The sequence below is a fragment of the Roseibacterium elongatum DSM 19469 genome, from assembly GCF_000590925.1.
Taxonomy (GTDB): Bacteria; Pseudomonadota; Alphaproteobacteria; order Rhodobacterales; family Rhodobacteraceae; genus Roseibacterium; species Roseibacterium elongatum.
On sequence record NZ_CP004372.1, the window covers coordinates 2,890,963 to 2,916,182 of the forward strand.

20 protein-coding genes, 1 tRNA gene and 1 pseudogene are annotated in these 25,220 nt (G+C 66.7%); 11 read left to right on the plus strand and 11 right to left on the minus strand.

Annotated features, from left to right (window positions below; all coding sequences use genetic code 11):
• Positions 1 to 105 precede the first annotated feature (105 nt).
• Both ROSELON_RS14100 and ROSELON_RS14105 read right to left on the minus strand, forming a co-directional pair.
• Complete coding sequence (locus tag ROSELON_RS14100) at positions 106 to 1,149, minus strand: cysteine desulfurase family protein (protein ID WP_038650457.1); 1,044 nt, start codon at positions 1,147 to 1,149, stop codon at positions 106 to 108.
• An 84-nt stretch (positions 1,150 to 1,233) separates the two neighbouring features.
• The gene (locus ROSELON_RS14105) at positions 1,234 to 1,695 is read right to left on the minus strand and encodes a Fe-S cluster assembly transcriptional regulator IscR (protein ID WP_025312983.1); all 462 of its coding nucleotides are present in this window, start codon (positions 1,693 to 1,695) and stop codon (positions 1,234 to 1,236) included.
• Between the two features lie 202 nt (positions 1,696 to 1,897).
• Between ROSELON_RS14105 and ROSELON_RS14110 the strand changes: the two genes are divergently transcribed.
• The 4 genes from ROSELON_RS14110 (at position 1,898) to ROSELON_RS14125 (ending at position 4,905) form a co-directional block, all read left to right on the plus strand.
• On the plus strand, positions 1,898 to 2,551 hold the full coding sequence (locus tag ROSELON_RS14110) for an alpha/beta hydrolase (protein WP_025312984.1): 654 nt from the start codon (positions 1,898 to 1,900) through the stop codon (positions 2,549 to 2,551).
• 13 nt (positions 2,552 to 2,564) lie between these two features.
• On the plus strand, positions 2,565 to 2,798 hold the full coding sequence (locus ROSELON_RS14115) for a hypothetical protein (protein WP_025312985.1): 234 nt from the start codon (positions 2,565 to 2,567) through the stop codon (positions 2,796 to 2,798).
• A gap of 129 nt (positions 2,799 to 2,927) precedes the next feature.
• On the plus strand, positions 2,928 to 4,142 hold the full coding sequence (locus tag ROSELON_RS14120) for an NADP-dependent isocitrate dehydrogenase (protein WP_025312986.1): 1,215 nt from the start codon (positions 2,928 to 2,930) through the stop codon (positions 4,140 to 4,142).
• 151 nt (positions 4,143 to 4,293) lie between these two features.
• Positions 4,294 to 4,905 carry a YitT family protein gene (locus tag ROSELON_RS14125; RefSeq protein ID WP_025312987.1) on the plus strand — a complete coding sequence of 204 codons (612 nt, stop codon included), beginning with the start codon at positions 4,294 to 4,296 and terminating at the stop codon, positions 4,903 to 4,905.
• 111 nt (positions 4,906 to 5,016) lie between these two features.
• On the opposite strand, the gene ROSELON_RS14130 is transcribed toward ROSELON_RS14125, so the two are convergent.
• From ROSELON_RS14130 to recA, 3 genes are all read right to left on the minus strand, one after another.
• Positions 5,017 to 5,307, minus strand: coding sequence for a DUF1330 domain-containing protein (locus ROSELON_RS14130; RefSeq protein ID WP_025312988.1), 291 nt, complete (start codon positions 5,305 to 5,307; stop codon positions 5,017 to 5,019).
• A 1-nt stretch (position 5,308) separates the two neighbouring features.
• Positions 5,309 to 7,972: an alanine--tRNA ligase gene (gene alaS, locus ROSELON_RS14135; protein WP_025312989.1), complete on the minus strand. Its 2,664-nt coding sequence runs from the start codon at positions 7,970 to 7,972 to the stop codon at positions 5,309 to 5,311.
• 153 nt (positions 7,973 to 8,125) lie between these two features.
• Positions 8,126 to 9,196 carry a recombinase RecA gene (recA, locus tag ROSELON_RS14140; RefSeq protein WP_025312990.1) on the minus strand — a complete coding sequence of 357 codons (1,071 nt, stop codon included), beginning with the start codon at positions 9,194 to 9,196 and terminating at the stop codon, positions 8,126 to 8,128.
• Positions 9,197 to 9,382: 186 nt separating this feature from the next.
• Here recA and ROSELON_RS14145 point away from each other — a divergent pair, with 186 nt between their 5' ends.
• Positions 9,383 to 10,000: a hypothetical protein gene (locus ROSELON_RS14145; protein ID WP_025312991.1), complete on the plus strand. Its 618-nt coding sequence runs from the start codon at positions 9,383 to 9,385 to the stop codon at positions 9,998 to 10,000.
• On the opposite strand, the gene ROSELON_RS14150 is transcribed toward ROSELON_RS14145, so the two are convergent.
• The 5 genes from ROSELON_RS14150 to ROSELON_RS14170 form a co-directional block, all read right to left on the minus strand.
• Positions 9,997 to 12,555, minus strand: a complete 2,559-nt coding sequence (locus ROSELON_RS14150) for an ATP-binding protein (RefSeq protein WP_025312992.1) — start codon at positions 12,553 to 12,555, stop codon at positions 9,997 to 9,999. The genes ROSELON_RS14145 and ROSELON_RS14150 overlap by 4 nt on opposite strands.
• 105 nt (positions 12,556 to 12,660) lie before the next feature.
• Positions 12,661 to 13,821 carry an RsmB/NOP family class I SAM-dependent RNA methyltransferase gene (locus tag ROSELON_RS14155; protein WP_025312993.1) on the minus strand — a complete coding sequence of 387 codons (1,161 nt, stop codon included), beginning with the start codon at positions 13,819 to 13,821 and terminating at the stop codon, positions 12,661 to 12,663.
• Positions 13,822 to 13,855: 34 nt separating this feature from the next.
• Entirely contained in the window at positions 13,856 to 15,310 is a 1,455-nt protein-coding gene (guaB, locus tag ROSELON_RS14160; protein WP_025312994.1) for an IMP dehydrogenase, read from the minus strand.
• Positions 15,311 to 15,537: 227 nt separating this feature from the next.
• Positions 15,538 to 16,242 carry an RlmE family RNA methyltransferase gene (locus tag ROSELON_RS14165; protein WP_025312995.1) on the minus strand — a complete coding sequence of 235 codons (705 nt, stop codon included), beginning with the start codon at positions 16,240 to 16,242 and terminating at the stop codon, positions 15,538 to 15,540.
• Between the two features lie 162 nt (positions 16,243 to 16,404).
• Complete coding sequence (locus tag ROSELON_RS14170; protein WP_025312996.1) at positions 16,405 to 17,562, minus strand: Ppx/GppA phosphatase family protein; 1,158 nt, start codon at positions 17,560 to 17,562, stop codon at positions 16,405 to 16,407.
• Between the two features lie 344 nt (positions 17,563 to 17,906).
• Here ROSELON_RS14170 and ROSELON_RS14175 point away from each other — a divergent pair, with 344 nt between their 5' ends.
• The 6 genes from ROSELON_RS14175 (at position 17,907) to ROSELON_RS14200 (ending at position 22,747) form a co-directional block, all read left to right on the plus strand.
• The gene (locus ROSELON_RS14175; RefSeq protein WP_025312997.1) at positions 17,907 to 18,224 is read left to right on the plus strand and encodes a virulence factor; all 318 of its coding nucleotides are present in this window, start codon (positions 17,907 to 17,909) and stop codon (positions 18,222 to 18,224) included.
• A gap of 30 nt (positions 18,225 to 18,254) precedes the next feature.
• Entirely contained in the window at positions 18,255 to 19,205 is a 951-nt protein-coding gene (locus ROSELON_RS14180) for a methylenetetrahydrofolate reductase (protein WP_025312998.1), read from the plus strand.
• Position 19,206: 1 nt separating this feature from the next.
• Positions 19,207 to 20,196: a methyltetrahydrofolate cobalamin methyltransferase gene (locus ROSELON_RS14185; RefSeq protein ID WP_025312999.1), complete on the plus strand. Its 990-nt coding sequence runs from the start codon at positions 19,207 to 19,209 to the stop codon at positions 20,194 to 20,196.
• A gap of 74 nt (positions 20,197 to 20,270) precedes the next feature.
• Positions 20,271 to 20,462: a hypothetical protein gene (locus ROSELON_RS14190; RefSeq protein WP_245605352.1), complete on the plus strand. Its 192-nt coding sequence runs from the start codon at positions 20,271 to 20,273 to the stop codon at positions 20,460 to 20,462.
• A 105-nt stretch (positions 20,463 to 20,567) separates the two neighbouring features.
• Positions 20,568 to 22,613, plus strand: a complete 2,046-nt coding sequence (locus ROSELON_RS14195; RefSeq protein WP_025313001.1) for an ASKHA domain-containing protein — start codon at positions 20,568 to 20,570, stop codon at positions 22,611 to 22,613.
• Positions 22,614 to 22,673: 60 nt separating this feature from the next.
• Positions 22,674 to 22,747 (plus strand) — tRNA-Gly (locus ROSELON_RS14200).
• 30 nt (positions 22,748 to 22,777) lie between these two features.
• Here ROSELON_RS14200 and ROSELON_RS14205 read toward each other — a convergent pair.
• Positions 22,778 to 25,213 (minus strand): annotated as a pseudogene (locus tag ROSELON_RS14205) (GcvT family protein).
• Positions 25,214 to 25,220 lie beyond the last annotated feature (7 nt).

Consider the following 25,220-nt stretch of genomic DNA (forward strand, 5'->3'; position numbering starts at 1 on the left):
GTTGTTCTTCGTCTCTCGTCGTTGCGGCCCGGACCGCCTCGTTTCCTCAGGGCCGCAGCGGCGACCCTGCCCTGTTCGGCGGCCCGACCGTCATGGCGCCCGGGGCTATCCCGCACGCCGGCGAAAGCGCGCATGCGCCCCCAGCCAGGCCTCGGCAAAGGCCAGAACCTCTGCCTCGGTCGTATCGGGCCCGAGCGAGACGCGGATCGCGCAATCCGCCTCTGCGTCGGTCAGCCCCATCGCGCGCAGAACCGCGCTCGATCTGACTTTGCCCGAGGAACAGGCCGACCCCGCTGAAATCGCGAAACCGGCCAGATCCATCTGCATCACCTGCGTCTCGCCCTTCCATCCCGGCGTGACGATGCACGAGGTGTTGGGCAGACGCGGGCTCTCTTGTCCGACAAAAATAGTCTCTCTTGTCGGAAGGTCCAGAGCACTTTCTAGAATATTTCTAAGTTTGTCCAGCCGCTCGCACAGGCCGTTCTCAAGATCTTGTATGGCGGCCTCGGCCGCACCGCCAAATCCTGCAATGCCGATCAGGTTCTCGGTCCCGCTGCGGCGCCCCATCTCCTGTCCGCCGCCCTTGATCCGGGCCGCGACGTCCAGGCCCCGCCGCAGGATCAGCGCACCGATTCCCTTGGGGCCGCCGATCTTGTGGGCCGAGATCAGGGCCATATCGATGCCCGACCAGTCAAAGGCGAGGGGGATCTTGCCAAAGGCTTGCGTCCAATCGCTGACCGCCAGGCCCGCGGGCAGATCCTGCAGGATGCCGGTTTCGGAATTGGCGGCCTGCAAGGTGCTGCGCGCCGGATCGTCCACCGTGACCCGCCCATTGGCGGCCACCGGCAAATCCTCGGCGATCCAGGCGCGAACGGCGTCATGCTCGATCCCCGCGCCATGCACCCCCCGCCCCGCCAAGGCCAGGGCGGCGGCCTCGGTCGCGCCCGAGACAAAGACGATATCGGCGGACTGCGCCCCGATGGCCTGGGCAATCCGGCTGCGCGCGCGTTCCATCATCGCCTTGGCGGCGCGCCCTTCGGCATGGACCGAACTGGGATTTCCCACGAGGTCCATCGCTTCGAGCATGGCCGCGCGCGCCTGTGGGCGCAGCGGCATGGTCGCGTTATGATCCAGGTAGATGCGGCCCATCTGCGCCGTCCTTCACGACGGCTTGCTGCCGCCCTGCCCCTCATTTAGGAAGCGACGGCCGCCGGTGCCAGACCGGATATGGGCCTAAACGTCGTCCACGACTTCGAAAAGATGCGGCACGGCCGGACATGGGGTCAGGTCGTTGCGCACCACATCCGACAGACGCGTCTGGTGCAGGAACACGTAGACATGGGCGCTCAGCCCCTCCCACAGGCGGTTGGTCATGCTTTGCGCCCGGCTGCCCGACACCCCGCCCGAGGCCCCGGCCCCCTTGTGCATCGCGCTGACCGTTTCATCGACGGCGGCGAAAATGTCGACCGCGCGGATCTCGGCCGGGGGCAACGCCAGGCGATACCCCCCGCCCGGCCCGCGCACCGAGGCCACCAGCCCCGCGCGCCGCAGCTTGACGAACAACTGCTCGAGATACGGCAGGGAAATGTCCTGTCGCCGCGAAATCTCGGACAGCGGGCTGAGGCTGTCGGGGTCCTGCAGGGCAAGGTCGACCATCGCCACCATCGCGTACCGCCCCTTGGTGGACAGCTTCATCGCCCTACCCTCCGTGATGGCCGGCGCGTTTGGCGCGCGAACCTCCCGCGATCATTGACCTTTTGGTCCGTCACGCTTAACTGCGACATGCAAAGGCCCGCGGCATCGCGACAGGGCCTGCATATGCTGTGGTTTAAGGGAGCGGCGGCCGCCTCGTCAAGGTGACAGGGTCCGGGCCACGCCCCGCACGAGGGAGAACTTGATGCCCGAGGTGATTTTTCCCGGCCCCGAGGGTCGGCTCGAAGGCCGTTATCACCCGCAAAAGGTCAAGGACGCCCCGATCGCCATCATCCTGCACCCGCACCCGCAATTCGGCGGCACGATGAACAACCGGGTCGTCTACAACCTGCATTACGCCTTTCACGAGATCGGCTTTACCGTGTTGCGCTTCAACTTTCGCGGCGTGGGGCGCAGCCAGGGCGAATATGACCAGGGCGTCGGCGAATTGTCCGATGCCGCCTCGGCGCTGGATTACCTGCAATCAATGAACCCCAATGCCAAGCATTGCTGGGTCGCAGGGTTCTCTTTCGGGGCATGGATCGGGATGCAGCTGCTCATGCGGCGGCCCGAGATCACGGGCTTCATCAGCGTCTCGCCGCCCGCGAACATGTACGATTTCTCGTTTCTCGCGCCCTGCCCGTCCTCGGGGCTGATCATCAACGGCTCGGCCGACCGCTTCGCCAAGCCGCAGGATACCCGCATCCTCGTGGACAAGCTGCACGAACAGAAGGGCATCACCATCACCCACGAAGAGATGGAAGGTGCCGGCCACTTCTTCGAGGATCCCTACATGGACCCGATGATCGAGACCGTGCAAACCTATGTGAAGCGTCGTCTGACCGAGTCGACACGCTGAGGGATCACTGCCCATGAGTGCCATCACCGAAGCCCTTGCCGACAAGCTGGCGCAGGACGTCATCAAGGCCAGCGAGGAAACTGGGGATGAGCAACTGATCGACGAGATCGCCCGCGCGCTCGGCACCTCGTCGCCCACGACCGAGGAAATGTTCCGCACCTTCGTGCGCGTGCGCCTGGCCGAACAGCGCGCACGCCGCCTGCTGGCCCGCAAGATGGCCAGCCATACGGCCAAGCCGCAGGACTGACCCCCAGCCGGTCAAACCGGCCCTAAGCCATGCGGAAATATTTTAGGTATGCGACGGCATACAGTACTTTCCTCCACCCCGATCATCCGCTAAAGACGGCGCGAACCCCAGCACCGGACGAGGCACAAGATGACCAAGATCAAGGTCGAAAACCCCATTGTCGAGATGGATGGCGACGAGATGACCCGCATCATCTGGGCCTTCATCAAGGACAAGCTGATCCTGCCCTATTTGGATGTCGATCTGCTCTACTACGATCTCGGGATCGAGGCGCGGGACGACACGAACGACCAGATCACCATCGACGCCGCCGAAAAGACGAAGGAGGTCGGCGTCGCCGTCAAATGCGCCACGATCACCCCCGACGAGGCCCGCGTCGAGGAATTCGGCCTCAAGAAGATGTGGCGCAGCCCCAACGGCACGATTCGCAACATCCTGGGCGGCGTCGTGTTCCGCGCGCCGATCATCTGCCGCAATGTGCCGCGCCTCGTGCCCGGCTGGACCAAACCCATCGTGATCGGCCGCCACGCGTTCGGCGACCAGTATCGCGCCACCGACATGAAATTTCCCGGCCCCGGCAAACTGTCGATGAAATTCGTCGGCGAAGACGGCACCGTGATCGAGCACGAGGTCTATGACGCCCCCGCCTCGGGCGTGTTCATGGGGATGTACAACCTCGACGACTCGATCCGCGATTTCGCCCGCGCCTCGATGAACTACGCACTGAACATGGGCTGGCCGCTCTATCTCTCGACCAAGAACACCATCCTCAAGCAATATGACGGGCAGTTCCTGCAGCTTTTCCAGCAGGTCTTCGAGCAGGAGTTCGAAGACCGGTTCAAGGCGGCGGGCATCTGGTACGAACATCGCCTGATCGACGACATGGTCGCCTGCGCGATGAAATGGAACGGCGGTTTCGTCTGGGCCTGCAAGAATTACGATGGCGACGTGCAGTCCGACACCGTGGCCCAGGGCTTCGGCTCGCTCGGGTTGATGACCAGCCAGCTGATGACCCCCGATGGCAAGATCGTCGAGGCCGAGGCCGCGCATGGCACCGTCACCCGCCACTACCGCCAGCACCAGGAGGGCAAGGCGACCTCGACCAATTCCATCGCGTCGATCTACGCCTGGACCGGCGGGCTGAAGCGTCGCGCGAAACTGGACGGGAATGCCCAGCTGCAGAGCTTCGCCGAAACGCTGGAACGCGTGGTGGTCGAAACCGTCGAGGCGGGCGACATGACCAAGGACCTCGCCCTGCTGGTCGGCCCCGACCAGAAATGGCTGACGACGACCGGCTTTCTGGAAAAGATCGACGAGAACCTGACCAACGCTCTCGCGGGCTGAGGCCACGGCGGTGCGGGGGGCGGCGGCATGCGCCCCGCACCCCGATCGCGATCACGCCCGGCAAGGGACGCCCGAGCGGCCCCGTCCGCCGCGCCGGCGTCACGCCATTTGCCCCTTGCGCTTTCGCCGCCGCGCGGAAACAAGGCAGCCCATGGCCGAACCGCAGCACTTCCTGACCCATTCCCCGCTCGAGGATGCCCAGGCGTTCCTGCTTGGCACGGCCATGTGCGCGCTTGGGCTGCAATTCCTCACCCATCTGGGCCTTGTCACCGGGCAGACGGCGGGCCTTGCGGTGCTGCTCAGCTATCTGACCGACTGGTCCTTCGGCACGGTGTTCTTCGTGGTGAACCTGCCCTTCTACATCCTCGCGGTGCTGCGCATGGGCTGGCGTTTCACGCTCAGGACGGGGATCGCGGTGGCGCTCGTCTCGATCCTGTCCGACGTCTTCCCGGCGCTTTTGTCCTTCGACCGGCTCGACCCGGCGCTCGGCGCGCTGCTTGCCGGCGGCTGCATCGGCCTGGGCCTGATCGTCCTCTTCCGGCACGGCGCGTCGCTCGGCGGGATCGGCATCCTCGCCCTCTTTTTGCAGGACCGCGCGGGCCTTCAGGCGGGCTGGGTCCAGCTGGGCTTCGACGCCGCGCTTTTCGCCGCTGCCGCCTTCGTGCTCGATCCGGTGCTGGTCGGCTGGTCGCTCCTCGGCGCTGTGGTGACCAATCTGATCGTCGCCACCAACCACCGCAAGGATCGCTATATCGGGCGCTGACTGGGCCCTTTCATCTTGGTCGAAAAACTCCCGCCGGAGGCACCAGCGCCGAGGGGGGCTCAAGGCCCCCCGAGGCGCTTGCCCGGGCGACGTCGCAGACGGCGCAATCCCTCAGTCGATGCCTTCCACCAGCACCAGGTCACGCTCCGACGCGCCCTTGGCATGGCTCAGCGCCTCCTGGTAGGTCGCGCTCTCGTAGCAGGCATTGGCCGCCTCGAGGCTCGGGAACCGCGCCACCACGTTGCGCGGATGGGCGCGGCCTTCCTTCTGGATGGCCGCGCCGCCCCGGGCGAGGAACTCCCCCCCATGCGCGGTGATGGCCTGCGTTGCCAGCGCGGCGTAGCGGCCATAGGCCTCCTCGTCGCTGACGGTCACATGGGCGATCCAATAGGCAACGGGCATCTCAGGCCTCCTTCAACACGGTTTCCGCGGCCGCGATGGCCGCGTCCGAGGCGCCGGCATCCTTGCCGCCGCCCTGCGCGAAATCGGGCCGGCCACCGCCGCCCTTGCCGCCCAGTTTCTCGACGGCGGCGCGCACCAGGTCCACGGCCGAAACCCGCGCGACCAGATCGCCGGTCACGCCCGCGGCCACGGCGGCCTTGCCGCCCGTATCCGCGATCAGCAGCACCGCGCCGGATCCCATCTGCGCCTTGTGCTCGTCGATGATCCCGGCCAGGTCCTTGCCCGTCACACCCGACAGCAGCTGCGCGTGAAAGGCGATGCCGTTCACCTCGCGGGCTTTCGGCGCCTCCGCGGCGCCACCGCCGGCCATGGCCAGTTGCCGCCGCAACTGCGCGACCTCGTTTTCCAGCTTGCGCCGCTCGTCCTTGAGGGCCTGCACCCGGTCCAGTACCTCGCCCGGCTGGGTGTTCAGCTCGGCCGCCAGCGCCCCCATGCGCCGGTCCTGCTCGCTGAGATAGGCAAAGGCCGCCTCGCCGGTCAGCGCCTCGATCCGGCGCACCCCCGCGCTCGAGGCGCTGTCGCCAAGCGCCACGAAGACGCCGATATCGCCCGTCTGGCGCACATGGGTACCACCGCAGAGCTCAAGCGAGTAGGTCCTGCCATCCGTCCCCTTGCCCGAACCGAACAGCGTGCCCATCGACACGACGCGCACCTCGTCGCCGTATTTTTCGCCAAAGAGCGCCTGCGCCCCCAGGTCACGCGCCGCGTCAGGTGTCATGATCCGCGTCTCCACGGCGGCGTTCTGGCGGATGAAGGCGTTGACCTCTTCTTCGACGCGGTCGATCTCTTCGGGGCTGAGCGCCTTGCCATGGCTGAAATCAAACCGCAGCCGATCCGGCGCATTGAGCGATCCGCGTTGCGCGACGTGATCCCCAAGCGCGCGGCGCAGCGCCTCGTGCAGCAGGTGCGTGGCCGAATGGTTCGCGCGGATCGTGGTGCGACGGGTGTGATCGACCTCCAACTCGGCGGGTTGAGTGGCGCTGATCTCACCCTCTTCGACCTCGGCCATATGCAGGAACACGCCCGCGACCTTCTTGGTATCGGTGATCCGCGCGCGGCCCGTTTCGGTCCTCAGCGTGCCGGTATCGCCGACCTGCCCCCCGGCCTCTGCGTAAAACGGCGTCTGGTTCACGACGATGGCCATCGTGTCGCCCTTGGCCGCACGTTCGGCCTGCGCCCCATCCTTGACCAGCGCCAGCACGACGCCCTCGGCCTTTTCGGTGTCGTAGCCCAGGAACTCGGTCGCGCCGTGATCCTCGGCCAGATCGTACCATATCGCGGCATCGGCCTGCTCGCCCGAGCCGGACCACGCCGCACGCGCCTTGGCCTTCTGCTCGGCCATGGCGGCGTCGAAGCCGTCGGTGTCGACCGTGCGGCCCTGTTCGCGCAGTGCATCCTGCGTCAGGTCGAGCGGGAAGCCATACGTGTCATAAAGCTTGAACGCCGCATCGCCCGGCAGCGCCGCGCCCTCGGGCAGGTCTTGCACCTCGTCTTCCAGCAGGCGCAATCCGCGCTCCAGCGTCTGGCGGAACCGTTCCTCTTCCAGTTTCAGCGTCTCGGTGATCAGCGCCTGCGCGCGCCCCAGCTCGGGATAGGCCTGCCCCATCTGGCTGACCAGCGCGGGCACGAGGCGATACATCAGCGGGTCCTGCGCGCCCAGCAGATGCGCATGCCGCATCGCGCGGCGCATGATCCGGCGCAGCACGTATCCGCGCCCGTCATTGCTGGGCATCACGCCATCGGCGATCAGGAACGAGGTCGAGCGCAAATGGTCCGCGATCACGCGGTGATGCACGTTCTTCGGCCCGTCAGGATCAACGCTGGTGGCGTTGGCGCTGGCCTCGATCAGCGAGCGCATCAGGTCGGTGTCATAATTGTCGTGCTTGCCCTGCAACAGCGCGCCGATCCGTTCCAGCCCCATGCCGGTGTCGATCGACTGCATGTCGAGCGCGCGCATCGAGCCGTCTTCGAACTGCTCGTTCTGCATGAAGACGATATTCCAGATCTCGATGAAGCGGTCGCCGTCTTCCTCGGGGCTGCCCGGCGGGCCGCCCCAGATCTGCTCGCCATGGTCGAAGAAAATCTCGGTGCAGGGGCCACAGGGGCCGGTCGGGCCCATCTGCCAGAAATTGTCCGAGGTCGGGATGCGGATGATCCGCTCGTCCGGCAGGCCCGCGACCTTTTTCCAGATCTCCGCCGCCTCGTCATCAGTGTGGTAAACCGTGACCAGCAACTTGTCCTTGGGGATGTCGAAATCGCGGGTCAGCAATTCCCACGCATAGGGGATGGCCTGATCCTTGAAGTAGTCCCCGAAGGAGAAATTCCCCAGCATCTCGAAAAACGTGTGGTGCCGCGCGGTGTAGCCCACATTGTCGAGATCGTTATGCTTGCCGCCGGCGCGCACGCATTTCTGGCTGGTAGCCGCGCGGCTGTAGTCGCGGTGTTCGACCCCGGTGAAGAGGTTCTTGAACTGCACCATGCCCGAGTTGGTGAACATCAGCGTCGGGTCGTTGCGCGGCACAAGCGGCGAGCTGTCGACGACCTCGTGGCCATTGCGGCGGAAATAGTCGAGGAAGGTGGAGCGGATATCGTTCAGGCTGGCCATGTCGGGCGGTCACTTCCGGGCAGGTTTCGGCAGGTCCGGGCTGATGTAACCCCGCCCATGCGTGCTGTCCATGGGGCGGGTGGGATCGCGAGGGGATCAAGCAAAAAGGGCGGCCCGCCGGACCGCCCCTCGATTATTCGGATCACGCGGCGTTCAGCCGTCCTCAACCATGTCCGGATCATCCTCGGCCATGTGAAAGTCGAGGCCATGGGCGGCGCGGATCTTGTCTTCGATGGCCAGCGCGATGTCGCTGTTCTCGCGCAGGAAGGTCTTGGCGTTTTCCCGCCCCTGGCCGATCCGCTCGTCGCCGTACGAGAACCAGCTGCCGGATTTCGCGACGACACCGGCCTTGACCCCCAGGTCCAGCAATTCGCCCATTTTCGAGATGCCTTCGCCATACATGATGTCGAATTCCACCTGCTTGAAGGGCGGCGCGACCTTGTTCTTGACGACCTTGACGCGGGTGGCATTGCCGACCACCTCGTCACGATCCTTGATCGAGCCGATGCGGCGGATGTCGAGACGCACGGACGAGTAGAATTTCAGCGCGTTGCCGCCCGTGGTCGTCTCGGGGCTGCCGAACATGACGCCGATCTTCATGCGGATCTGGTTGATGAAGATCACCATGCAGTTCGAGCGCGCGATCGAGCCGGTCAGCTTGCGCATGGCCTGGCTCATCAGGCGGGCATGTACGCCCACGCTGCTGTCGCCCATGTCGCCCTCAAGCTCGGATTTGGGCGTCAGGGCGGCGACCGAATCGACCACCACCAGGCTGACCGCGCCCGAGCGCACCAGCGTGTCGGTGATCTCGAGCGCCTGCTCGCCCGTATCGGGCTGCGAGATCAACAACTCGTCCAGATCGACGCCGAGCTTCTTGGCGTATTGCGGATCGAGCGCGTGTTCGGCATCGACAAAGGCGCAGACCCCGCCCTTTTTCTGTTCCTCGGCCACGACATGCAGCGTCAGCGTCGTCTTGCCCGAGCTTTCGGGGCCATAAATCTCGATGATCCGTCCCTTGGGCAGGCCGCCGATGCCGAGCGCGATATCCAGCCCCAACGAGCCGGTCGAGGTCGCCTCGATATCGGGCATGGCGTTGTCGCCACCCAGCTTCATGATCGAGCCCTTGCCGAACTGGCGTTCGATCTGGGCCAGGGCGCTGTCGAGCGCCTTTTGCTTGTCGGCGGATTTGCGGTCGGTCATGTCGAGAAGGTTCGCCATTGCCATGTCAGTTGACCCCTTATGTCATGCAGCCGCCGGGGCGGCAATGCAGTGCTCTTGTTCACCTCTTGTTCCGATTTCGAGTATCAAACAAAACGCGAACATTTCAAGGTGAATTTTCCTTGTCCCCAAGATCGCGTGGAGGCGTTAAGAAAGGGTTAGCGGCGCAGGTTTTTTCGCAAAGGGCTGGAAATGCTGATCTTCTGGAAGGCGAAACTGGTGCTGATGGCCGTGCCCAAAACCGGGACGACGGCCCTGGAAGAGGCGCTTTTACCCCATGCCGACGCCGCCATTGTGAACCCGCCGCAGATGAAGCACTGCACGGTGCGCCGCTACCGCAACCAGCTGGCGCGGTTCTTCGAGCATCGCGGCAGCCGCCCGCTGGATCTGGTGGCGGTGATGCGCGAGCCGGTCGACTGGCTGTCGAGCTGGTATCGCTACCGCGCGCGCGATGCGATCGCTGGCGCGCCGACCTCGACCGCGGGCCTCGGTTTCGACGCCTTCGTCGAAGACTGGCTGAGAGACGCGCCGTCGGAACCCGCGCGTGTCGGGCGACAGTCGCGGTTTCTCGACTATGAAGACGGGGCCGTCGGGGTCGATCATCTGTTTCGCCATGACCGGATGGGGGATGTCGTGGCCTTTCTCGAGGATCGTCTGTCGGTGTCGCTCGATCTGCCATCGCGCAACGTCTCGCCCAATGGCGCCCCCGGGTTGAGCCCGCAAACCGAGGCGCGGCTGCGACGCGACGCGTCCGAGGAATTCGCCCTTTGGGACGCTCTGTGTGACGGCCGGCTGCAGCTCGGCCGTTAGGGGAGTTGTCGCCGCACCGTCTCGGTCAGTTCCGAGAGGGTGAAGGGTTTGGGCAGGAAGACGGAATTCGGAATGCCCATCGACATCTCGTCGATGGCATCCTCGGAATAGCCCGAGACGAAGACGACCTTCACGTCGGGATAGGCGCCGAGCGCCTCGCGCACCCAGGACGGGCCATCGCGCCCCGGCATCACCACATCGGTGACGAAAAGGTCGATCTCGTGCTCGGTGCGATCCAGCACGGCCAAGGCATCCTCGGCGCTTTCGGCCTCGAGCACGGTATAGCCGCGCAGACGCAAGGCGCGCGACGCAAAGGCCCTGACCGGGGCCTCGTCCTCGACCAGCAGCACGACCCGGTCGCCCGGATCGCTCTGGGCCGGTGCGGCGGGAGGGGGCGGTGACGCCTGTGCCTCTGCGGCGGGCTGCGAGGGTTGCGGCGCGGGCCGATCGCACGCGGGGTCGTCGGGCGCGTCGGCATGCGGCGCGTCATCGTGTGCGGGCGGCGCGATCCGTGGCGCCGCGGCGGCCGTTTCGGCGGCCAGCCTTTCGGCGATCCGCTCGGCCGAATCCGGCTCGGGCACGGCGGAGGCGGCACTGTCGGGCAGGTCGTAGGCGGGGATGTAGATGGTAAAGGTGGTGCCCGCATTCACCACGCTGTCCACGAAGATATATCCCCCGGTCTGCTTGATGATCCCATAGGCCATCGAGAGGCCCAGCCCCGTCCCCTCGCCCACGCGTTTGGTGGTGAAAAAGGGCTCGAAAATCCGGTCCAGCTTGTCCGGCGGGATGCCATGGCCCTGGTCGCGGACGCGAATGGTGACGTATTGGCCGATCGGGACGATGGCCTGATCGCGGTGCAGCGGCTCGCCCAGGCGCACGACGCGGGTCTCGACCCGGATCTCACCGCCCTCGGCCATCGCATCGCGGGCATTGACCACCAGGTTCATCAGCACCTGGTCCAGTTGCCGCCGGTCCACCCGCACGGGCAACAGGCCGGGATCGTGGCTGAGGGTCAGGGTGACCTTCTCGCCGACCAGGCGGTTCAGCAGATGGGTCAACTCGCCCATCGTGTCGCGCAGGTCGAGCACCTCGGGCTCCAGGGTCTGCTTGCGCGAAAAGGCCAGCAATTGCCCCACCAGGCTGGCGGCGCGATTGGCATTCTGATTGATCTGGACGAGATCGCCGTAATCGGGATCGCCTTGGTCGTGCCGCAACAGAAGCAGGTCGCAATAGCCGGTGATGGCGGTCAGCAGGTTGTTGAAATCATGGGCGATCCCCCCGGCCAACTCGCCAATGGCCTGCATCTTCTGGCTCTGGACGAATTGCTGTTCGAGCGTCTTCAACTCGGTGGCGTCATGCAACACCGCCAATAGCGACGGCCCGGTTGCATCGGTGATGCGCGACAGCGAGATCTGCAGGAAGCATTCGTCGTCGCGCCGGCGCGCGCGCACGACCTCGGGCCGGGGTTTCACCCGTTCGGCCAGGGTGTCGGACACCCAGTCCTGCACCGGGCGCCCCAAGCCTTCGACGAAATGCGACAGCGGCCCGAGATCCTGCGGTGAGACCCCCAGGAGCGTCTGGGCATGCGGGTTCCAGGCCAGCACCTGCCCCTCGGACCCGATATGCAGCAACGCGACCGGCAGCGCCTCGAAGGCGCGCGCGGCGACCGAGGCCGCCGGGGGTTCGGCCAGACCCGGCACGGTGTAGATCTCGCGCCGCCCGTCGCGCGCGTTGACGACGATCGGGATCACCTCGATCAAGCCCTCGGCCCCGCGCATGCGGGTCCGCCGCCCCGCAACCAGGGGCAAGGCCGGAAACAGATCCTCGAGCCGGGTGGCCCGCGCGCCCAGCACCTCGCGCATGGCTTCGTTCATCGTCAGGATCGTGTCGTTCTGGCTGACGATCATCATCGGCAGGCCGATGCCCGCGCCGGCGCGGGTGGCGGTCTCGGCGAGGTCGTCGACCCGCCACAGGGCCCCGCCCGGAACCTGCTGCACGCTCAGGCGGACGGGCCCGCGGGGCGTGATGACGGTTTCCGAACAGGAGGGCCGCCGCGCCAGCCCCGAAACCAGCCGGAAGGTCACCGCCGATGCATTGGGCACAAGCGCGGTCACGGCCTGCGCCACCGGCTGACCGACGCGTAGGGCCAGACGCCGTTCGGCCGCCGGGTTGCCGATGACGATGGCGCCCGACGGGTCGGCCAGCACGCAAGGCGACGGATCATGCTGGGACAGGCGCATGGCCAGGCGAAGATCGCTCCGGCGCCGGTACCGCAGAAACGCATCGTGGATCAGCAGCACCGCCGAGACTGAAAACAGCCCCCCCGCCACGGCCAGCAGGGCGAATTGCTGCGCGGCGCGCGGCGCGAGCCAGGCCGCGACGGCCGCAATACAGCCAAGCACCAGGATCAGCGCAGGCTGCCGCGCGATGCCGACGACTGGGCCGGCCAGGCGACGCGGCCGCGGCCCGTCGGCCGGCCTTGCCGCCAGCCTGCCCCCTTGCGCCTTGTCGCTCCCCTCGGCCTCCATCTGCGGCTGCTCCTGTTCTGCGCGCATACCAGCATGCCCATCCCGGCATTCGAGCGTGAATTGGTTAAACAAAACCTAAAATGCCGCAAAAAAGGTGGCGGGCACGCAAAAAACGGCCCATGGGGGCCGCTATCACTCTGACCGCGTCAGGAGGGCGCAGAAAAACCCGTCCGACGCTGTAAGCGGGGTGTCGAGGGCCTGATGCCGCAGGGCCCAGCCCGGATGTCGCGCCAGAAAGGCGGCGATCCGGGCCTGGTTTTCCACCTCAAGCAGCGAGCAGGTCATGTAGACGAGATGCCCGCCGGGGCGCACCATGGGGACCGCGGCGTCGAGAATGGCATCCTGCGTGGCCTTGAGCTTGTCCAGCCGCGCGGGCGTCAGGCGCCACTTGGCCTCGGGGTCGCGCCGCCAAGTGCCCGAGCCCGAACAGGGCACGTCGCACAGAACCGCATCGAAGGGGCCGACCCGCTGTAGATCGGACGTGGCCAGCTGCACGATCTCGACCCCCGCCCGTTCGGCCCTCGGGCCAAGGTCGGCCATGCGCCGTGGATCGGCGTCATGGGCAAAAAGACGGGCCGCGCTGCGATCGGCCAGCGCCAGCGCCTTGCCCCCGCCGCCGGCGCAATAATCGAGAATCCGACCGGTTTTCGGCCAATCGACGCGCGCGATCGCGCGTTGCACAGACAGATCCTGCGGTTCGACCTGCCCCCCGAGATAGGCCGCCGCACGGCGCAGGGCGCGGGCGCCCTCGGTGACCTCGAGCGCGGTGGCACAAAGCGGCGTGGCCCGCGCCGCCACCCCGTCCGACGCCAGCGATGCGATCACCTCGGCCGGCGTGCCGCGTCGCCGGTTGACCCGCAGCCACAGGGGGGCCCGCTCGGAAAAGCTTGCAAACAGCGCATCGGGCGCGTCGACCGCCGCCGCGAGGGGGGCGCGCAACCAGGCTGGCACATCGCAATCGGCGGGCGGTGGCGCGGCGGGGGGCGCGGCCTCGGCCGCGGTCAAAGGCGGCGGGGCATGGCCCAGCCCGGTGAAGACCTGGGCCGGATCAGCCCCCTGCAATTGCAAGAGCCCCAGCAGCAGCGCGCGACCGGTGCGGCCCCCGCCCATCCGGGCGCAGCTTTCGGCGCGTCGCAGCACGTCATAGACATGATCGCGCACCGCCGCGCGATCCTTGGACCCGGCATAGCGCGCGCCGCGCGCCCAGCGGGTCAGCGCCTGTTCCGCCGCCATCCCGTCGCGCCAGTCGTCCAGCACAGCGATCGCCGCCGCGACGCGGGCCGCCGGGGTCATGCCCCCCCCTCGTCAGATGCGCATCGCACCGCCGTCAGCTTCCTCGGTAATTCGGGCTTTCGCGGGTGATCTGCACGTCATGGACATGCGACTCCTTCAACCCGGCGCCCGTGATCCGCACGAACTGGCACTGGCCCCGCATGCTGTCGACGGTGGCGTGGCCGGTATAGCCCATCGCCGCCCGCAGGCCGCCGATCATCTGGTGAATGACGGCCCCCGCACCGCCCTTGTAGGGCACCTGCCCCTCGATCCCTTCGGGCACCAGCTTGTCGCTGGCGGCATCCTTCTGGAAATAGCGGTCGGCCGAACCGCGCGCCATGGCGCCGAGGCTGCCCATCCCGCGATAGGATTTGAAGGACCGGCCCTGATACAAAATGACCTCGCCGGGGCTTTCGTCGGTGCCCGCGATCATGCTGCCCACCATGGCACAATGCGCGCCCGCCGCGATCGCCTTGGCGAAATCGCCGGAAAACTTGATGCCGCCATCGGCGATGATCGGCGTGTCGCTGTCGGCGGCGGCCCGCGCGCAATCCATGATCGCGGTCAGTTGCGGCACGCCGACGCCGGCCACCACCCGCGTGGTGCAGATGGACCCCGGCCCGATCCCCACCTTGACCGCGTCCGCGCCCGCGTCGATCAGCGCCCGCGTGGCATCATGGGTGGCGACATTGCCGGCGACGACCTGCACCGCGTTCGACAGGCTTTTCACCCGCTTGACGGCCGCGCCGACGCCTTCGGAATGGCCATGGGCCGTGTCGATCACGATCAGGTCGCAGCCCGCGTCGATCAGCGCCTCGGACCGCTCGAAGCCGGCGTCGCCCACGGTGGTGGCGGCGGCCACGCGCAAGCGCCCAAGCTCGTCCTTGCAGGCCTGCGGGTTCAACACGGCCTGTTCGGTATCCTTCAGCGTCAACAGGCCCGTCAACTTGCCCGCCGCGTCCACGACCAGCAGTTTCTCGATCCGGCGCGCCTTCATCAGGTTCTTGGCCTCTTCCAGTTCGGCCGGCTCGCGCAGCATGGCCAGATCGTTCGAGGTCATCATCACCCGCACCGGCGTGTCGTCGGAGGTCGCGAAGCGCATGTCGCGATTGGTGACGATGCCCACGACATGCCCCTTGTCGTCCACGACCGGAAAGCCCGTGAAATTGTAACGCTCGATCAGCGCCTTGGCATCGGCCAACGTCTGATCGGGGCGCAGGGTGACGGGGTTGTAGACGATGCCGCTTTCAAAGCGTTTGACGCGACGCACCTCGCGGGCCTGCGCCTCGATATCGAGATTGCGGTGGATCACGCCCATGCCGCCGGCCTGCGCCATGGCAATCGCCATGCGGCTTTCGGTGACCGTATCCATCGCCGAGGACAACAGCGGGATGTTGAGCTTGATCGCCCGGGTCACACGGGTGCGCGTATCGGCGTCGGAAGGCAGGACCGAGCTTGCCCCCGGAACCAGCAGAACGTCATCGAAGGTGAGGGCCTCGCGAATCTCCATCGGGCATCTCCTGGGAGGGTTCGTGTTGGCACGTCCCTATCTCATGTGGTGGACGCGAGGGAAAGAGCCAAATATGGGCCGCGACCGCCGGCGCGCGGGCCGGGCGGCTGCGCCGTGCCCTGCACGCCGCCCGGGCCAAGCGCCGCAAGGGGCATCGAGCCCCTTGCGGCGCTGGTGCCTCCGGCGGGCATTTTCCTGGGATAAAGATCGCAGGACCGGCCAGGCAATCAGCCGCGAAAGCCGGTTGCGACCACGAATTTCTCGGAACTGTCCGCGCGCGAGGCGCCCGGTTTGACATTGGCCACCTCGTCGAACCGCTGTTTGAGCAGGGTCTGCAGCCCCCCTTCGGCCCCCCCGGCCAGGACCTTGGCCACGAAGGTGCCACCCTCCTCGAGAACGTCGAAGGCCAGCTCGGCGGCGGCCTCGCACAGGGCGATGATGCGCAGGTGGTCCGTCTGCTTGTGCCCCGAGGATGCGGCGGCCATATCGCTCATCACCACGTCGGCCTTGCCCCCGAGCCAGGCCTTGACCTTGTCGTCGGCGCCCTCTTCCATGAAATCGAGGACATGCAGTTCGGCCCCGGCGATGGGCTCGACCTCCTGCAGATCGACGCCGATGATCCGCCCCACCGCCTTGCCGGGTTTGTCCCCCAGTGCATTGATCCGGGGCACCGCGACCTGGCACCAGCCGCCGGGGGCGCAGCCGAGATCGACCACCCGCGCGCCGGGAACGAGAAAGCGGTACTTGTCGTCCAGTTCGAGGATCTTGAACGCCGCCCGCCCACGATAGCCCTCGCGCTTGGCGCGTGCGACGTAAGGGTCATTCAACTGCCGCTCCAGCCAACGGGTCGAAGACAGCTTGCGTCCGCGCGCCGTCTTCACCTTCACCCGCAAATCGCGCTGCCCGCGCCCGCTCGTGGTCTTCTTCGGCATGCCGTTGCCCTTTCCCGCGACACGCCCTGCCGGGCGCATCCCCAGTTCCAATCTTTATCCAATAAATATGCCCGCGCGGAGCGCGCAAGCGCCGCAAGGGGCTCGATGCCCCTTGCGGCGCTTTTCCCGGGCGACGGCAAAGCCGGCGCAATCCCTCGGGTGTCAGAACGGCCCATCCTCCAACACGCCATCGGCCGACATCTGCGCATAGAGCAGCCCTTCGCGCAGGCCACGATCGGCCACGCTCAATCGATCGGTCGGCCACGCCCTGAGCAACGCCTGCAGGATCGCCGCGCCCGACATGATCAGGGTCTGGCGATCCCGTCCGATCCGAGGGTCGCGGCGGCGCCCATCCGGCCCGAGGGCGAGATACTGATTGATCACCATGTCGATCTGGTCCGAGGTCATGCGCAAACCATCGACCTTGTTGCGATCGTATCTGCGCAGGCCCAGATGACTGGCCGCCACCGTGGTCACGGTGCCGCTGGTCCCGATGATCTGGAACCCGTCACGCGCCTGTTCGGCGGCGTCGTCATAGGGGGAAAACTCGGCCAGTTGCTCTTCGAAAAACCAGCTCATCAATGCAAAGCGCGCACCATCGTCGGTCACGTCGCGATACATGTCCTTGAGTGTCGCCACCCCCAATGGGATCGAGATCCAGTCCACCACCTTGGCGCGCGGAAAGATCGAATCCGCGTTGTCGAAGCCCTGGTGCAGGCGCATGATCGCGCGGGGGCGTTCCAGGCGCGGCACCCGGCTGAGGTCGATCCAGACCAGTTCCGTCGATCCGCCGCCGATATCGACCACCAGCAATTGCTCGGTCCGGGTCGAGACCAGAGGCGCACAGGACACCACGGCAAGCCGCGCCTCTTCCTCGGGCTGGATGATTTCCAGGGCCAGTCCGGTGTCGCGTTTCACCAGGTCGATGAACTCGGCGGCGTTGCTGGCGCGCCGGCACGCCTCGGTCGCCACGAGGCGCATCCGCTCCACGCGGTGTTTGGCCAGCTTCTTGTGACAGATCTTGAGCGCCCCCACGGCCCGCGCCATCGACGCGCGCGAGAGCCGGCCCGAGGCCTCCAGCCCCTGCCCCAGTTGAACGCTCTTGGAAAAGCTGTCGACGACATGCAACTGATTGCCCTTGGGCTGGGCGATCAGCATCCGGCAGGAATTGGTCCCGAGATCCAGCGCGGCATAAAGGTCCGCCGGGTCCGGGCGGGGGGCGGGTGCAGGTCGACGTTCGACAGGCGGGGTCGCGGGCGGCGTGACCGTTGCGACGGGTCTGGGGAACGGGCCGGCACCTCGGGATCGCTTGCGCGACATGGGGCGCCTCCGAAATCTGGTTGGTTATGTCGATCCTAGCCATGTGCTCGCCATGACACAACATGTCCTCGCCGACACCCCGGCCGCACCGACCGGCGCAGCCCGGCATCTGGCGCGTCCGCGCATGCGTGCCCGGTCATTGGGCCCCGAGGGGATGCTGCCCGACCCTGTTCGACACCCGCATGACTGCGCTGCGTCCTTTCCACCAAGGCGCGACGGCGGAAAATCACGAACTTGGTCGCTCACGGGCGGCACGATGTCGAAATTGGCACCGGGGCCGCCGCGCATCGGTCATACTCTGGGGTCGGATACGCAGGACCACCACACGCGAACAGGAGATCCGAATGCCCGTCGTCACGCTCGTCTATTGGCGCGACATCCCCGCCCAGGTGATCGTGGGCAAGGGCCGACGCGGTGCGAAGGCGCCGCTGCCCGAGCGTTTCGAACAGGCCATCGACCGTGTCGCGATGAAGATCGGCGCCCGCGACGAGGACGCCTACCTGCGCGAGTGGCGCCGAGCCGAGATCGGAGAGGTCGACGGCGATCCGCACGAGATCGCCGCCGCGACGGCCGCGCGGCTGGAGGCCGAATACGATGCGGCGCGCCTCAAGCGCCTGATTGCGGCCGAAGGGGTGGATGCCGTCACCACCCCGGCGACCTGACCGACCTTGCCCTCATTTCGGGAGATCCTCATGGCCCTTCTGTCCTTTCGCAGCCCCACGGCCCGCGCGCATCCCGTCACTCGGGCCTCCGGGTCACTCGAAGCGTTGCTGCAGGGCTATTCGATCGAGGTGATGCCGCGCACCGCCGACAAGGTGGCGGATTTCCGCGCCCTTTTGCCTGCCGGTACGCGCATCTACATCGCCCATATCGATGGCACCCCGATCGAGGACATGGTGCATACCGCACGCCGCCTCGCCCGTGACGGGTTCGAGGTCATGCCGCATTTCCCCGCCCGCTCGATCCCCGATGCGCAGACCCTTTCCGACTGGATCGCGCGGTATCAGGACGAGGCCAACGTGACCGAGGGGCTGATCCTGGCCGGGGGCATTCCCGAAACGCGCGGCCGCTTTCACTGCTCGATGCAGCTTCTGGAAACGGGCCTCTTCGACAAGGCGGGGTTCAAGCGCCTGCATGTGGCGGGCCACCCCGAGGGCAACCGCGACATCGACCCCAAGGGGGGCGACCGGGCCGTGATGGATGCGCTGCGGTGGAAACAGGCGTTTTCCGAGCGGACGGACGCCAAGATGGCGCTGGCGACCCAGTTCGCCTTCGATGCGGGCCCGGTCATTGCCTGGGCCGAGCGGTTGCGCGCCGAGGGGATCGACCTGCCCATCCACCTGGGCATCGCGGGGCCCGCGAAACTGCAAACCCTGATCAAGTTCGCCATCGCCTGCGGTGTCGGCCCCTCGCTTGGCGTGTTGCAGCGCCGGGCCAGAGATGTGACGAAACTGGTCAAGCCGATGGAGCCGACCGAGATCCTGCGCGCGTTGGCGGCGCACAAGGCCGCCCATCCCGACAGCCTGATCGAGCGCATCCATTTCTTCCCGCTCGGCGGGATCCGCACCAATGCCGAATGGGCCATCGCCAATGGCGGCCCCTCGGCGCAACCCGCAAACACCCACCCGGAAAGCACCGCCTGACATGACCCGCACCGTTCTGGAATCCGCGACCAAGACCGTCGTCATCGGCTTTGACGAGCCGTTCTGCGTCATCGGCGAGCGCATCAACCCCACCGGCCGCAAGAAACTGGCCGCCGAACTGGAGATGGACGACTTCTCGACCGTCGAGCGCGACGCGCTGGAACAGGTCGCCTGCGGGGCGATGGTGCTGGATGTGAACTCGGGCGCGGTCTTCACCAACAAGATGGCCGAGGATCCGCGCTACGCCGACAACAATTTCGTCGAGCCGATGTTGATGAAGGCGTTGATCGAAAAGGTGCAGGCGCTGGTCGACGTGCCGCTGTGCATCGACAGCTCGGTCCCCGGCGCGTTGGAGAACGGGCTGGAAATGGCCAATGGCCGCCCGCTGCTGAACTCGGTCACCGGCGAGGAAGAACGGCTGGAGACGATCCTGCCGCTGGTCAAGAAATACAACGTGCCGGTGGTGGCGATCTCGAACGACGATACCGGGATTTCCGAGGACCCGGACGTGCGCTTTGCCGTCGCGAAAAAGATCGTCGAACGCGCCGCCGATTTCGGCATTCCGGCCCATGACATCGTGGTCGACCCGCTTGTGATGCCCATCGGCGCGATGGCGACCGCGGGCAAGCAGGTGTTCGAACTGGTGGGGCGTCTGCGGGGCGAACTGGGCGTGAACACGACCTGCGGCGCGTCGAATATCAGTTTCGGCCTGCCCAACCGCCATGGCATCAACGCGGCCTTCCTGCCCATGGCCATCGGCGCGGGCATGACCAGCGCGATCATGAACCCGGTCCGCTCGGTCGAGATGGAGGCGGTGAACGCCGCGAATTTCCTGATGGATCACGACCGCAATGGCGGCAAGTGGATCACATTCGCCCGCGTGCTGGACGCCGTGAAGGAGGGCACGCCTTTTCCCGAGGCCGCCAAGGCCGCCCAGGCCAGCAGCGGCGGGCGCGGCGGACGGCGCGGCGGACGGCGGCGTGCGGGCTAAGGCTTTGTTAACCGGGATGGGGCAAACTCGGGTCCATGACCTGCCTGCGCCCCCTCTCTGCCAATGACCAGTGGATGAGCCAGATCTTCTCGGCCCGATCCGCGCAAACCGGGGGCGTCGTTCGGCGCAGCGTCGCAGATGTGGAGCGGAAAATCGGACGTGACGCGCTGGAGCTTGAGGTGCGCCGCCGCGGCTTTCACCTGCTGGAAGCCGGCGGACAGTTCATCATCATCTGCACCCGCGCCGATCTGCGCGTCCTTGTCTGAGACGAATAATCTTCAAGAAGATTATTCGGGCCGAAGAATTTTCTTGAAAATTCTTCTTCCCTGCCGTGGCACGATCTATCTGCGCGACACCGCACAAAGGTTGGCATGACCCAGGACCCTCTCGTCATCTTCACCCCCTCGGGCAAGCGCGGCCGTTTTCCCGCCGGAACCCCCGTTTTGACGGCCGCGCGACAGTTGGGCGTCGATCTCGATTCGGTCTGTGGCGGGCGCGGGATCTGTTCGAAATGCCAGGTGGCGCCGTCCTACGGCGACTTTCCCAAGCATGGCGTCACGGTGCGCGAGGGCGCGCTGAGCGACTGGAACGCCGTCGAGGAACGCTATGACCGCGTGCGCGGGCTGACATCCGGTCGGCGGCTTGGCTGCCAGGCCACCGTGCAGGGCGATATCGTCATCGACGTGCCCCCCGAAAGCCAGGTTCACCGCCAGGTGGTGCGCAAGGCGGCGTCAAACAGACCCATAACCATGGACCCGGCCACGCGGCTGGTCATGGTCGAGGTGCAGGCGCCCGACATGCATGATCCGTCGGGCGATTTCGAGCGTCTGGCGCAGGCCCTGAAAGACCAGTGGCAGATCGAGGGCGTCACAGCCCCGCTTTCGATCCTGCAAAAGCTTCAACCGGCCCTGCGCAAGGGCAATTGGCAGGTCAGTGTCGCGCTGCATCAGGCCGCCGGACAGGACAAGCCTGTCATCCTCGACATCTGGCCAGGGCTGCACGAGGGCGGGCTTTACGGGCTGGCAATCGACCTGGGCTCGACCACCATCGCGGCGCATTTGTGCGACCTGGGCGATGGGCGGGTTCTGGCCTCGTCGGGCCTGATGAACCCGCAGATCCGCTTTGGCGAAGACCTGATGAGCCGGGTCTCCTACGCCATGATGAACCCCGGCGGCGATGCCGAGATGACCCACGCGGTGCGCGAGGCCATGGCGACGCTGGCCGGCGAGATCGCGGCCGAGGGGGGGATCGACCCTGCGCTGATCTTTGAGGTTGTCGTCGTCTGCAACCCGGTGATGCACCATCTGTTGCTGGGGATCGATCCGGTGGAACTTGGCCAGGCACCTTTCGCTCTGGCGACGGCGGGCAGTGTCACCCTGTCGGCCGCAGAGTTGGGCCTGACGCCGATCGCCCCCGCCGCGCAGGCCTACCTGCTGCCTTGCATCGCGGGCCATGTCGGCGCCGATGCCGCCGCCGTGGCGCTGGCCGAGGCCCCCAATCGCGCCGAGGAGCTGACCCTGATCGTCGATGTGGGCACCAATGCCGAGATCCTGCTGGGCGACAGAGAGGGCGTTCTGGCCTGTTCCTCGCCCACCGGGCCGGCCTTCGAAGGGGCGCAGATCAGCGCCGGACAACGCGCCGCACCCGGCGCGATCGAACGGGTGGAGATCGACCACGACACGAAAGAGCCGCGTTTCAAGGTGATCGGCTGCGATCTGTGGTCAACCGATCCCGGCTTTGCCGCGGCCACGATGGACACGGGCGTCACCGGCATCTGCGGCTCGGGCATCATCGAGGCGGTGGCGGAGATGCGCATGGCCGGGTTGCTCGACCCCTCGGGCCTGATCGGCGGGCCCGAGGCGACGGGCAGCGCGCGATGCGAGGCGCAGGGGCGGACCTATGCCTATCTGCTGCATGACGCGACCGCCGAGGGCGGGCCGCGCATTCTGGTGACGCAGGGCGATATCCGGGCGATCCAGCTGGCGAAATCGGCACTCTATGCCGGGGCCCGCCTGCTGATGGACCAGCGCGGCGTCGACAAGGTCGAGCGGATCGTGCTGGCTGGGGCCTTCGGCGCGCATATCAGCCCGAAACACGCGATGGTGCTGGGCATGATCCCCGACGCGGCCCTGGACAAGGTGACCAGCGCCGGAAACGCCGCCGGCCATGGCGCGCGCATCGCGCTCTGCAACCGCGCGGCGCGGAGCCAGATCGAGCAGACGGTGCGCAAGATTCACAAGGTCGAAACGGCGGTCGAGCCGCGCTTTCAGGAGCATTTCGTGAACGCCAACGCGATCCCGCATGCAACCGATCCCTTCCCGGCCCTGGCGCGGGTTGCGCCCCTGCCCCAGGTGCATTTCGGCGCGTCGGCAGGCGGGGGCGACGGCAGCGGGCGCCGGCGGCGGCGGCGCGGCTGATCCCGCATGTCTGCCCCTTGACGGCCCCCGTGAAAGGGCAGTATCCCACCGCCTCAGAGCGCGGGTATGGTGAAAAGGTATCACGCGAGCTTCCCAAGCTTAAGTTACGGGTTCGATTCCCGTTACCCGCTCCAGATCTTCCACAACTCGGCCGGCGTCAGGGCCTACTGCGCAGGTTCCACGGCTGGGTGAAGATCGCGCAGCCGCATGCCGTCGGGGTCGAACGGAGGCTCGGACAGGACGCGTGCGGCGTGCGGGCGGCCCAGGATCGCGACCGCGACCATCGTGCCGGGGGCGTGCGTGATCCGCCTTGAGATAGGCGATGGCCAGCGAGGCGCCGACCGAATAGCCATAGGCGCCGGAACTGACCTGTCCAACCGGCGTGCCATCGGGCAGGAAGATCGGCTCGCCCCCCGTTGCATCCGCATCGGTCACCTCGATCTCCAGCATCACCATGCGCTCGCGCGGGGGACTGTCCTTGATCGCCAACCAGGCGCTTTTGTTGAGGAAATCCTTGTCCTCGCGGATCAGACCGTCGAGCCCGCATTCCTGCGGCCAGTATTCGGGGGAATAATCGCGCCCCCAGCTTCCGTAGCCCTTTTCGACCCGCAGGCTCAAGAGGGCACGGCTGCCGACTGGGCCGATGCCCAGACCCCGCCCCGCGTCGATGAGTGCGGAGTAAAGCGCAAGCTGATCGCCCACGGCACAGTGCAGTTCCCATCCCAGATCGCCGGTGAAACTGACGCGGATCGCCACGCAGTCGACCCCGGCGACCGTCATGCGGCGCGCGCGGAAGAAAGGAAATCCCGCGTTCGCCAGGTCAGCCTCGGTCAGCGTCGCGAGCAGTGCGCGCGACTGCGGCCCGGCGATGTTGAAGCCGCAGACCGCCTCGGTCAGGCTATCGCATGTCGTGCCGTGGGGCAGTGGCACGGCGCGGAAAAACCGCTGGTGATAGCGTTCCGCCATGCCCGAGCCGAGGACCCAGAACTCCTCCTCCCCCAGACGGGTGACGGTGAAATCCCCGGCAATGCCGCCGCGCCTGCCGATCAGCGGCGTCAGGCACGACCGGCCCACGGCGCGCGGCATGCGGTTTGCGAACACGGCATTCAGCCAGTCCTCGGCCCCCGGCCCGGCCACGCGATATTTGGCGAAATTCGAGATGTCGATGATGCCGCCGGTCTGGCGCAGGGCGCGCGCCTCGCGGCCCCGCTGTCCCACCAGGGCTGGCGTGTGAACCCGGCGCTGTCGGGCGTGTCGGCGTCGAAGTAGAGCGGATGTTCCCAACCGTAGTTCAGGCCGAACACCCCGCCCATGTCCTTTTGCAGCGCGTGCACGGGCCGAGTGCGCACAGGGCGACCGGCCCCGCGTTCCTCGCCCGGAAAATGGATCTTGAAGCGATGCGCATATTGGTCACCGACGCGCGCGCGGGTGAAATCCTTGCCGGCCCAGGCCCCAAACCGCGCCATGTCCCAGTCGAACATGTCGAGCGACGGCTCGCCCTCGACCATCCATTCGGCGGCAAGCCGGCCCAGCCCGCCCGATTGCGAAAAGCCCGGAATGATCCCGGTGCAGCAGAAATAGCCGGGCAATTCCGGCACCGGCCCCATCAGCGCCGCGCTGTCCGGTGACCAGATCATCGGGCCGTTGATGACGCGCTTGATCCCGGCCTCGCCGATCACCGGCACCCGGTCGATGGCGCGCATGATATTGTCCTCGATCCGATCCAGATCGTCGGGGAACAACTCGTGTCCGAACCCATGCGGCGTCCCCTCCTCGGCCCAGAACCGCACGTCTTTCTCATAGGCGCCGACCAGCAGGCCCTGCCCCTCCTGGCGTAGGTAATACTCGCCGTCACGATCCGCGACCGAGGGCAGACGCCGGTCCATCGCGGCGACCTGCGCGATGGTTTCGGTCACGAAATACTGGTGCTCGGTCGGGATCAGCGGCAGGTTCAACCCCGCCATCGCCGCCACCTCGCGCCCCCAAAGGCCCGCCGCATTCACCACCCAGGGCGTGCGGATGTCGCCCTTGGGCGTGCGCACGATCCACGTGCCGTCCGGCTGCGCCTCGGTCGCGGTGACGGGGGTGAAGCGGTGGATCTCGGCCCCGCGCCGGCGCGCGCCCACGGCGTAGGCATGGGTCACACCCGACGGGTCGACATTGCCGCCATCGGGTTCGAACATGATGCAGCGGACGCCATCGAAATCGACCAACGGGTGCAGGCGCTCGGCCTCATCGCGACTGACCTCGTGGAAGTTCATGCCATAGCGGCGGGCCTTGGCCTCTTGCAGGCGCAACTGGTGTTCACGGGCCTCGGTCTGCGCCAGATACAGCGATCCGGGCTGGAACACGCCGCAGGATTGGCCGGTTTCGGCCTCCAACTCCTTGTAAAGGGTCATGGTGTAATGCTGAAGGCGGCTGATATTGGTGCTGTCATGCAGGCCATGGATATTGGCCGCCGCGTGCCAGGTCGAGCCGCTGGTCAACTCGTCACGTTCCAGCAGAACCACCTCGGCCCACCCCATCTTGGCGAGGTGATAGAGGATCGAGCAGCCGATCACGCCACCTCCGATGACAACGGCTTGGGCGTGGGTTCGCATGGCATCC

Bases quoted from the DNA above. Each gene is read 5' to 3' on its own strand.
- ROSELON_RS14100 (WP_038650457.1), bottom strand. From the start codon at position 1,149: ATGGGCCGCATCTACCTGGATCATAACGCGACCATGCCGCTGCGCCCA.
- ROSELON_RS14105 (WP_025312983.1), bottom strand. From the start codon at position 1,695: ATGAAGCTGTCCACCAAGGGGCGGTACGCGATGGTGGCGATGGTCGAC.
- ROSELON_RS14110 (WP_025312984.1), top strand. From the start codon at position 1,898: ATGCCCGAGGTGATTTTTCCCGGCCCCGAGGGTCGGCTCGAAGGCCGT.
- ROSELON_RS14115 (WP_025312985.1), top strand. From the start codon at position 2,565: ATGAGTGCCATCACCGAAGCCCTTGCCGACAAGCTGGCGCAGGACGTC.
- ROSELON_RS14120 (WP_025312986.1), top strand. From the start codon at position 2,928: ATGACCAAGATCAAGGTCGAAAACCCCATTGTCGAGATGGATGGCGAC.
- ROSELON_RS14125 (WP_025312987.1), top strand. From the start codon at position 4,294: ATGGCCGAACCGCAGCACTTCCTGACCCATTCCCCGCTCGAGGATGCC.
- ROSELON_RS14130 (WP_025312988.1), bottom strand. From the start codon at position 5,307: ATGCCCGTTGCCTATTGGATCGCCCATGTGACCGTCAGCGACGAGGAG.
- alaS (WP_025312989.1), bottom strand. From the start codon at position 7,972: ATGGCCAGCCTGAACGATATCCGCTCCACCTTCCTCGACTATTTCCGC.
- recA (WP_025312990.1), bottom strand. From the start codon at position 9,196: ATGGCAATGGCGAACCTTCTCGACATGACCGACCGCAAATCCGCCGAC.
- ROSELON_RS14145 (WP_025312991.1), top strand. From the start codon at position 9,383: ATGCTGATCTTCTGGAAGGCGAAACTGGTGCTGATGGCCGTGCCCAAA.
- ROSELON_RS14150 (WP_025312992.1), bottom strand. From the start codon at position 12,555: ATGCGCGCAGAACAGGAGCAGCCGCAGATGGAGGCCGAGGGGAGCGAC.
- ROSELON_RS14155 (WP_025312993.1), bottom strand. From the start codon at position 13,821: ATGACCCCGGCGGCCCGCGTCGCGGCGGCGATCGCTGTGCTGGACGAC.
- guaB (WP_025312994.1), bottom strand. From the start codon at position 15,310: ATGGAGATTCGCGAGGCCCTCACCTTCGATGACGTTCTGCTGGTTCCG.
- ROSELON_RS14165 (WP_025312995.1), bottom strand. From the start codon at position 16,242: ATGCCGAAGAAGACCACGAGCGGGCGCGGGCAGCGCGATTTGCGGGTG.
- ROSELON_RS14170 (WP_025312996.1), bottom strand. From the start codon at position 17,562: ATGTCGCGCAAGCGATCCCGAGGTGCCGGCCCGTTCCCCAGACCCGTC.
- ROSELON_RS14175 (WP_025312997.1), top strand. From the start codon at position 17,907: ATGCCCGTCGTCACGCTCGTCTATTGGCGCGACATCCCCGCCCAGGTG.
- ROSELON_RS14180 (WP_025312998.1), top strand. From the start codon at position 18,255: ATGGCCCTTCTGTCCTTTCGCAGCCCCACGGCCCGCGCGCATCCCGTC.
- ROSELON_RS14185 (WP_025312999.1), top strand. From the start codon at position 19,207: ATGACCCGCACCGTTCTGGAATCCGCGACCAAGACCGTCGTCATCGGC.
- ROSELON_RS14190 (WP_245605352.1), top strand. From the start codon at position 20,271: ATGAGCCAGATCTTCTCGGCCCGATCCGCGCAAACCGGGGGCGTCGTT.
- ROSELON_RS14195 (WP_025313001.1), top strand. From the start codon at position 20,568: ATGACCCAGGACCCTCTCGTCATCTTCACCCCCTCGGGCAAGCGCGGC.